The sequence below is a fragment of the Streptomyces sp. genome, from assembly GCF_035644915.1.
Classification (GTDB): domain Bacteria; phylum Actinomycetota; class Actinomycetes; order Streptomycetales; family Streptomycetaceae; genus Streptomyces.
Map to the genome: position 1 here is coordinate 24,310 of NZ_DASQNP010000137.1, position 8,027 is coordinate 32,336.

Genomic DNA, 8,027 nt, shown 5'->3' on the forward strand with positions numbered 1-8,027 from the left:
CCGGGGGCGGCTCCGGGCGGGCCTGGGACGGGGCCCGCCCCGGGCGCTCAGAGCACCGCGGGCGAGGCGCCCTTGAGCAGGTCCAGGTCCAGCGCCTGGGCCATCGCGCGGAAGCCGCTGTCGCTGGGGTGGAGGTGGTCGCCCGAGTCGTAGGCGGCGCGCAGCCGCTCCGGGCGCGCGGGGTCGCGCAGGGCCGCGTCGAAGTCGACGACCGCGTCGAACACGTCGCCGCGCCGGATCCGCTCGTTGACCTGCTGCCGCACGGCCTCCAGTTGCGGGGTGTGCTTGCGGTGCCCGCCGAACGGCATCAGCGTCGCCCCGACCACCCGCAGCCCGCGCTGGTGGGCGCGCCGGGTGAGCTCCTGCAGACCGGCCACGATCTTCCCCGGGTCGGTCTGGTGGGGCCTTTTGAGGATGTCGTTGATGCCCAGTTCGACGACCAGGACCTTGGCCCCGGTGCGGGAGAGCACGTCCCTCTCCAGGCGGTTCAGGCCGCTGGGCCCGTTGTTGGGGTCGGTGGGGGCGGCGTCGACCAGCACCCGGTTCCCGCTGATGCCCTGGTTGAGCACGCTGTAGCGGGGCGCGCCGCGTTCGGTGCGCAGCCGGTCGGCGAGGACGTCGGTCCAGCGGTGGTTGGCGCCGAGACTGGAGGTGATGCCGTCGGTGATGGAGTCGCCGAGCACCACGACGGCGCCCTCGGCCTCGTTCGTCCACACGTCCACGGCGGTCACGTAGCGCCAGTACGTGGTCTGCTCGGTGTAGGCGGTGCCCGCGGTGTCGGCGGCCCGGTCGCCGCGGGCGAGGTAGCTGGTCTGGCGCGCGGCGGGGTGGTGGGTGACGGCGCCGGCGCCGGCGGGGGAGTAGAGGGTGACCAGCAGGTCGGCGGCGGCGGGGACGTTCAGCCGTACCGCGTCGCTGGTGACGGAGCCTCCCACGGGGACGGTCACCTCCGTCCGGTTGCCGAAGGTCAGCCGGCGCATGCTGCCGGGGGCGGCGGCGGGGCTGCTGGGCTCGGCGGCCAGGGCGAGGGTGGCGTGGGTGATGGTCAGCGGGCGGGTGCCGAAGAGGTTGGAGAACTGGACGCGGGCGGCGCTCCCGCCGACCGAGGTGTGCACCACGTTCCGCAGGGAGGCGTCCGGGAGGCCGTCGGGGGCGTTCGCCTCGGCGGCGGCCGGGGAGGCGGACCAGGTGCCCACCCAGGTGCCCGAGGACGCGGGCGCGGCGGAGTTGCCGTCCCGCGGGGCGGCGGCGTCCGGTGCGGGTCTTCTGCCCCCGGCGCCGACGAACAGGGCGGTGGAGACCAGGATCACGATGGCCGCGAGCCCTGCCAGCAGGGCGTATCCCATGTTCTTGCTCACCGGCGGCAGCCTCGCTCGTCCATGGAAAGAAGTCCCCCCTCGGGCCGTCGGGCCCACAGGTCTGCGAAGTGATCAGCGGTCACATGATCCCATGTGTGGCGGGGCGTCCTGACGGGAAGGCTCCTTCGTTACGCCGTCTGTTACGCGTTCGATGGCCCGCGGGCGCCCGGGAGGGCGCCGCCGCCCGCCGCGTCCCTCCGGCTTGGACGCCTCCGGCGCCGTTCGCGTTCCACCGGCCGTGCCGCGCCGCCGCGCCTTGCGACAATGCAGGAGGGACGGCTCGAACGGGTGGAGCGGGATGGAACGGACGACGACGGACGAGAACGCCTCCGCGAGCGCCGGGGCGGTGGCCGGTACGGGGACGGCGGGGACGGCGGGGACCAGGGCGGCGTTCGATCCGACCGCGTTCACGGCCGCGGACGTGGCCAAGCAGCGCGGGGTGCGCCGGATGAAGGCCATCGCGACGGGCGCGCTGCTGGTGGCGGCGCTGGTGTTCGCGCTGGCCACCTGGGCGGGGAACGCCGGGGCGGGCGCCTGGGCGGGCTATGTGGCCGCGGCGGCCGAGGCCGGCATGGTGGGCGCGCTGGCCGACTGGTTCGCGGTGACCGCGCTGTTCAAACGGCCGCTGGGCCTGCCGATCCCGCACACCGCGATCATCCCGACGAAGAAGGACCAGCTCGGCCGCAGCCTCGGTGACTTCGTCGGCGACAACTTCCTGTCGGAGACCGTCGTACGGCGGCGGCTGCGCGCGGTGGGCATCGGCAGTCGGCTGGGGCACTGGCTCGCCCAGCCCGCCAACGCCGACCGGCTGACGGCCGAGCTGGCGACCGCGCTGCGCGGGGCGCTGACCGTCCTGCGGGACAGCGACGTGCAGGCGGTGGTGAGCGAGGCGATCACCCGCCGCGCCCACGCCCGGGAGATCGCGCCGGGCCTGGGCCGGACGCTGGAGAAGATCGTCGCGGACGGCGGGCACCGCCGGGCGGTGGACCTGGTGTGCGTGCGGGCCCACGACTGGCTGGTGCGGCACCGCGACTCGGTGATGGACGCGGTGGCCGGCGGCGCGCCGGGGTGGACGCCGCGCTTCGTGGACCGCAAGGTCGGCGAGCGCGTCTACAAGGAGCTGCTGCGCTTCGTCGGCGAGATGCGGGACATGCCCGACCACCCGGCCCGCGGGGCGCTGGACCGCTTCCTGCGGGACTTCGCCGGGGACCTGCAGTCCGACCCCGACACCCGGGAGCGGGTGGAGCGGCTGAAGTCGGAGGTGCTCTCCCGGGGCGAGGTGCAGGACGTGATCGCCTCGGTGTGGTCGTCGGTGCGGGCCATGGTCGTCGCGGCGGCGGAGGACGAGCGCAGCGAGCTGCGGCTGCGGGTGCGGGCCTCGCTGCTCTCGCTGGGCGCCAGGATGGCGGCGGACGGCGGGCTGCAGGGCAAGGTCGACGGCTGGATCGAGGGCGCGGCGACGCACGTCGTCACCACCTACCGGCACGAGATCACGTCCCTGATCACCGACACGGTGGCGAGCTGGGACGCCGAGCACACCTCCCGCAAGATCGAGGCGAACATCGGCCGTGACCTGCAGTTCATCCGCATCAACGGCACGGTGGTGGGCGCGCTGGCGGGCCTGGCGATCCACACCGTGACCCACGCGCTGGGCGGTTAGCGCGCGGGCCACGGTGCGGCACGGCATGGCACGGCACGGCATGGTGCGGCGGGCCGGCTCCGCCGTGCGGGCTATCCGAGCCGCACGGTGCGGCCCTCGGCCGCGGAGGTGCGGGCCGCCTCCAGCACGCGCAGGGCCTCGGCGGCCTCCCGCGCGGTGACCGGGGGCGCGGTGCCCTCGCGCAGGGCGGCGGCGACGGCGGCGTAGTAGGCGGGGTAGTCGCCGCGGCGGGACGGCACGGGCGCGGCGTCCTCCAGGGCGCCCAGCAGGCCCCAGGCCGACTCCGGCTCCACGCCCCAGGCCGCCCCGGGCGCCGGGCGGGCGCCCGCGCGCAGGGCGTCCTCCTGCGGGTCCAGGCCGTACTTGACGTAGGCGGCCTTGCTGCCCAGCACCCGGAAGCGGGGGCCGAGCTGCGCGGCGGTCGCGCTCGTCCACAGGTGGGAGCGGACGCCGGAGGCGTGGTGGAGGGCGATGAAGGTGTCGTCGTCGGTCTCGGCGCCGGGGCGGCGGGCGTCGGACTCGGCGTGGACGGAGGTGACCGGGCCGAAGAGGGTGAGCGCCTGGTCCACCAGGTGGCTGCCCAGGTCGTACAGGAGCCCGCCGACGTCGGCCGGGTCGCCGGACTCGCGCCAGCCGCCCTTGAGTTGCGGGCGCCACCGCTCGAAGCGGGACTCGAAGCGCCACACCTCGCCGAGCGCGCCCTCCTCCAGCAGGCCGCGCAGGGTGAGGAAGTCGCTGTCCCAGCGGCGGTTCTGGAAGACCGACAGCAGCAGTCCACGGCGCTCGGCGAGGTCGGCGAGCGCCTCCGCCTCGGCGGCCGTGGCCGCCAGCGGCTTGTCGACGACGACCGCCAGGTCCGCCTCCAGCGCGCGGGTGGCCAGCTCGACGTGGGTGCGGTTGGGGGAGGCGACGACGACCAGGTCCAGCTCGTCGGCCCGGGCGAACAGCGCGTCGGCGTCCGCGGCGGTGCGCAGCTCCTCGCCGTGCTCGGCGCGGGCCTGCCGCTGCCGCTCGGGGCTGGAGGTGACGACGGTGTCCAGGACGAGGCCGTCGGTGGCGGCGATCAGCGGCGCGTGGAAGACGGAACCGGCCAGGCCGTAGCCGATCAGTCCGACGCGCAGCGGCCGGGGGGCGGGGGATGCGGAGGATGCGGCAGAGGTGGCGACGTCCATGCGCTCACTTTGGCAACACTGTTGCGAAAGTGCAAGCGGGAGCCACAATGACCGGGTGACCCCTGGAATCACCGGCGCCGCCAACCTGCCCGCCCTGCGCGGCCACAACGCCGCGCTCGTCCTGGACCTGCTGCGCGCGGCGGGGGAGACGGGCGCGAGCAGGCCGGAACTGGCCGCGGGCACCGGGCTGACGCCGCAGGCCGTCAGCAAGATCACCGCCCGGCTGAGGGCCGCGGGCCTGGTGGCGGAGGCGGGGCACCGGCCCTCCACGGGCGGCAAGCCGCGCACGGTCTGGCGCCTGGTGCGCGACGCGCGGTACGCGGTGGGACTGCACCTGGACCGCGACGAGCTGACCGCCGTCCTGGCGGACCTGCTGGGCGGCCCGGTCGCCGTCCACCGCGCCCCCTTCGACCTCGGCGCGCCGCCGGAGCGGGCCCTGGACGCGGCGGCCGGGGCGGTGCGCGCCCTGCTCGCCCCCGCCGCCGGGCCGGGCGCCGGGCCGGATACCGGGGTGCTGGGGGTGGGGGTGGCCTGCCCGGGGCCCCTGGAGCACCGGGCGGGGGTGCTGCGGCGGGTGACCGGGTTCCCGGAGTGGGACGGCTATCCGCTGCGGGACGCGCTGGCCGCGCGGCTCGGGCTGCCCGTCGCCCTGGACAAGGACACCAACGCGGCGGCCCTCGGCCTGGCCCTGCGCAGCGGGGACGGCGGGAACGGGGACGGCGGGAACGGGGGCGGCGGCGCGTCGTTCGCCTACCTGCACCTGGGCACCGGGCTCGGCGCCGGGCTCGTCCTGGACGGGACGCTGTACCGGGGCGCGCGCACCGGGGCCGGGGAGTTCGGCCACCAGGTCCTCCAGCTCGACGGCCCCGAGTGCGGCTGCGGCGACCGCGGCTGCGTGGAGGCGCTGTGCCTGACCGCCGCCGCCCGGGGCGACACCGCCGCGGCGGCCCGGGCCCTGGGCGTGGGCGCCGCCAACCTCGCCGGGCTGCTCGACATCGACCGCGTGGTGCTCGGCGGGCGCACCGTGCTGGCCGACCCCGAGCCCTACCGGGCGGGCGTCGAGGCGGTGCTGGCCGCCCGGGCCGCGCGCACCGACGGCCGCCCCGTCCCGGTCTCCGTCGCCCCGGACGGCGCGCGGCTGGTCGCGGACGGCGCGGCGCACCTGGTCCTGGCACCGCTGTTCGGCAGGCTGGCATCGGACGGACGGCCGACGGGTGGGCATCCGTTCGGCGGAGAGTGACTACGCTGGGGTCGTCGGCGCAGCACAACGCGGTTTCGCCGTCGCCCCCAGCACATGCGGCGCACGCGCCGGCACATGCGTACGACAGGCAGGAGTGACGAATGGCGGAGCGCAAACCGATCGAGTCGTGGCTCACCGACATGGACGGGGTACTCGTCCACGAGGGCGTGCCGATCCCCGGTGCCGACGCCTTCATCAAACGGCTGAGGGAGTCCGGCCGGCCGTTTCTGGTGCTGACCAACAATTCGATCTACACGCCCCGCGACCTGCACGCCCGGCTGAAGCGGATGGGTCTGGAGGTGCCGGTGGAGAACATCTGGACCTCCGCCCTGGCCACCGCCAAGTTCCTGGACGACCAGCGGCCCGGCGGCACCGCGTACGTCATCGGCGAGGCCGGGCTGACCACCGCCCTGCACGACATCGGCTACATCCTCAGCGACACCGAGCCGGACTACGTCGTCCTCGGCGAGACGCGCACCTACAGCTTCGAGGCGCTCACCAAGGCGATCCGGCTGATCAACGACGGGGCGCGGTTCATCGCCACCAACCCCGACGAGACCGGCCCGTCCACCGAGGGCGCGCTGCCGGCCACCGGATCGGTCGCGGCGCTGATCACCAAGGCGACCGGGCGCGAGCCGTACTTCGTCGGCAAGCCCAACCCGCTGATGATGCGGGCCGGGCTCAACGTCATAGGCGCCCACTCCGAGACCAGCGCGATGATCGGCGACCGGATGGACACCGACGTACTGGCCGGGCTGGAGGCGGGGATGGAGACCTTCCTCGTCCTGACCGGGCTGACCGGCCCGGGCGACGTCGACCGCTATCCCTTCCGGCCCTCGACGGTCGTCGACTCGATCGCGGACCTCGTCGAGCGGATCTGACCCGCCGGGGCCGGTCCCGGCCGGTCCCCGGCCCCGGTCGCCGGCGGCCCGTGCCGCTCCGTCCGGCGCGCACCCGAACGGAGCAGCGCGGGCCGGTGCCGGGGTGCGCCCCGAGGCGGTGCGGCGGATCTTCGGGAGTAACGATCCGGAGGTTCGACATGGGCACCTTCCGCACCGTACGGCTCGACCGGCCCGTCCTCGCCACGGCGCTCGCCGCCTGCGCCGCGGTCCTCTGCGCCGCCCCCGCGGCGCCCGTCGAGGAGCCCGGACCCGGCGGCTCCCGCACCGCGGGCCCCGGCACCACGCAGGCGGCGGTACGGGTCGTGCCCGCCGCCGCCCGCCCGGGCACCGAGGTCGAGGTGACGGCCCCCGCCTGCGAGGGCCCCCTCGGGACCGCCCGCTCCGGGGCGTTCGTCACCGACGCGGTCCTGGCACCCGCCCCCGGCGGCGGGCTCTCCGGCGAGGCGGCCGTCCGCTCGGACGCCGAGGCCGGGGAGCACCGGATCACGGTGGAGTGCGAGGGCGCCGGGACCGGTGCCACGGGCCGGCTGGCCGTCCGTCCCGCCGCGCCGGGGAACCCCTCCGCCTCCGGAAGCCCTCCCGCGTCCGCACCGCCCTCCACCCCGGCCCCCGGTCCGTCCTCCGCCCCGGACACCCTGCCGGCCCCGGCCCTGAGCCCGGTCGCGCCCGTACCGGCCGGGGGCGGCGGCACCGCCGAGCGCGCCACCGGGGAGGCCGGGGAGGACGGCGGGCCCGGCGCCCTCCACGCCGTCCTGGGTTTCGGACTGGCGGGCGCCGCCGGGATGGTCGCCGCCCGGCGGGCCGTCCTGCTGCGCCGCCGGGCCCGCTCCGACGGCGACCGCTGACCCGCCCGGCCGTGCTGTACGACGACACCGGCCCCGTGGCCGGTGAGCCGCGCACGAGCGGCACCGGGCGCCTCCTCGCGGCGCTGGTGTGGGCGGCGCTGCTGCTCGGAGTGTGGCTGTGGGGCCGGGAGTTGACCGAGGGCACGCTCCCCCCGCCGTCGGCCCCGGTCCTCGGCGGCGTCCCGGTGCCCGACCGCGCTCCCGGCGGCACCCCCGGCGACGCGGCCGGCCGCGCCCTCGGCGACCGGGCGCCGCCCGCCCGCGCGCCGCTGCCCGCCGCCGAACCCCGGCGCGTCGACATCGGCACCATCGGCGTCCACGCCCGGATCGTCGAACGCGGGCTGGACTCCCGCGGCGCGATCGAGCCGCCCCCGATGGACGCCCCCGGCGTCGTCGGCTGGTACGGCGGCGGCCCGGCCCCCGGTTCCGAGGGCGCGGCGCTGCTGGTGGGACACCTGGACACGGACACCGGCCCGGCGGTCTTCCACCGCCTGCGCTCCATCCGCCCGGGCGCCCGCGTGGACGTCGCCCGCGGGGACGGCACGGTCGCGGAGTTCACCGTGGAGGGCGTCTCGGTCGCCGAACGCGCCGACTTCGACCCGGAGCGCGTCTACGGCGCCCGGCGCGCCGGGCGCGCCGAACTCCGCCTCATCACCTGCACCGGGACCTTCGACCGGGCCGGCGGCTCCTACACCGCCAACCTGGTGGTCTCGGCGTACCTCACCGGTGTCCGCCCCGGAAGCGGGGCGGACACCGGTGGCCCGGGCCGTACGGCCTGATCCGTACGGCCCGGGCCGTACGGATCAGGCCGTACGGCCCGGGCCACCGGTGTCCGCCCCGCTTCCGGGGC

General features: G+C 76.6%; 7 protein-coding genes. 5 read left to right on the top strand and 2 right to left on the bottom strand.

What is annotated here, in order from left to right; all coding sequences use genetic code 11:
• Positions 1-47: 47 nt before the first annotated feature.
• On the bottom strand, positions 48-1,346 hold the full coding sequence (locus tag VE546_RS15755; protein WP_324922730.1) for an SGNH/GDSL hydrolase family protein: 1,299 nt from the start codon (positions 1,344-1,346) through the stop codon (positions 48-50).
• A 310-nt stretch (positions 1,347-1,656) separates the two neighbouring features.
• On the opposite strand from VE546_RS15755, the gene VE546_RS15760 reads away from it, so the two are divergent.
• Positions 1,657-3,018, top strand: a complete 1,362-nt coding sequence (locus VE546_RS15760; RefSeq protein WP_324922713.1) for a DUF445 domain-containing protein — start codon at positions 1,657-1,659, stop codon at positions 3,016-3,018.
• 71 nt (positions 3,019-3,089) lie between these two features.
• Here the strand turns inward: VE546_RS15760 and VE546_RS15765 are convergent, their stop codons facing one another.
• Positions 3,090-4,190, bottom strand: coding sequence for a Gfo/Idh/MocA family oxidoreductase (locus VE546_RS15765; RefSeq protein ID WP_324922714.1), 1,101 nt, complete (start codon positions 4,188-4,190; stop codon positions 3,090-3,092).
• A 55-nt stretch (positions 4,191-4,245) separates the two neighbouring features.
• On the opposite strand from VE546_RS15765, the gene VE546_RS15770 reads away from it, so the two are divergent.
• The 4 genes from VE546_RS15770 (at position 4,246) to VE546_RS15785 (ending at position 7,956) form a co-directional block, all read left to right on the top strand.
• Positions 4,246-5,430, top strand: a complete 1,185-nt coding sequence (locus tag VE546_RS15770) for an ROK family transcriptional regulator (RefSeq protein ID WP_324922716.1) — start codon at positions 4,246-4,248, stop codon at positions 5,428-5,430.
• 101 nt (positions 5,431-5,531) lie between these two features.
• Positions 5,532-6,311, top strand: a complete 780-nt coding sequence (locus VE546_RS15775) for an HAD-IIA family hydrolase (RefSeq protein ID WP_324922717.1) — start codon at positions 5,532-5,534, stop codon at positions 6,309-6,311.
• 158 nt (positions 6,312-6,469) lie between these two features.
• Positions 6,470-7,177 carry a hypothetical protein gene (locus VE546_RS15780; protein WP_324922719.1) on the top strand — a complete coding sequence of 236 codons (708 nt, stop codon included), beginning with the start codon at positions 6,470-6,472 and terminating at the stop codon, positions 7,175-7,177.
• A 14-nt stretch (positions 7,178-7,191) separates the two neighbouring features.
• Entirely contained in the window at positions 7,192-7,956 is a 765-nt protein-coding gene (locus VE546_RS15785) for a class F sortase (RefSeq protein ID WP_414720495.1), read from the top strand.
• Positions 7,957-8,027 lie beyond the last annotated feature (71 nt).

Coding starts and splice junctions, on each gene's coding strand:
- VE546_RS15755 (WP_324922730.1), bottom strand. CDS start 1,346: ATGGGATACGCCCTGCTGGCAGGGCTCGCGGCCATCGTGATCCTGGTC.
- VE546_RS15760 (WP_324922713.1), top strand. CDS start 1,657: ATGGAACGGACGACGACGGACGAGAACGCCTCCGCGAGCGCCGGGGCG.
- VE546_RS15765 (WP_324922714.1), bottom strand. CDS start 4,190: ATGGACGTCGCCACCTCTGCCGCATCCTCCGCATCCCCCGCCCCCCGG.
- VE546_RS15775 (WP_324922717.1), top strand. CDS start 5,532: ATGGCGGAGCGCAAACCGATCGAGTCGTGGCTCACCGACATGGACGGG.
- VE546_RS15780 (WP_324922719.1), top strand. CDS start 6,470: ATGGGCACCTTCCGCACCGTACGGCTCGACCGGCCCGTCCTCGCCACG.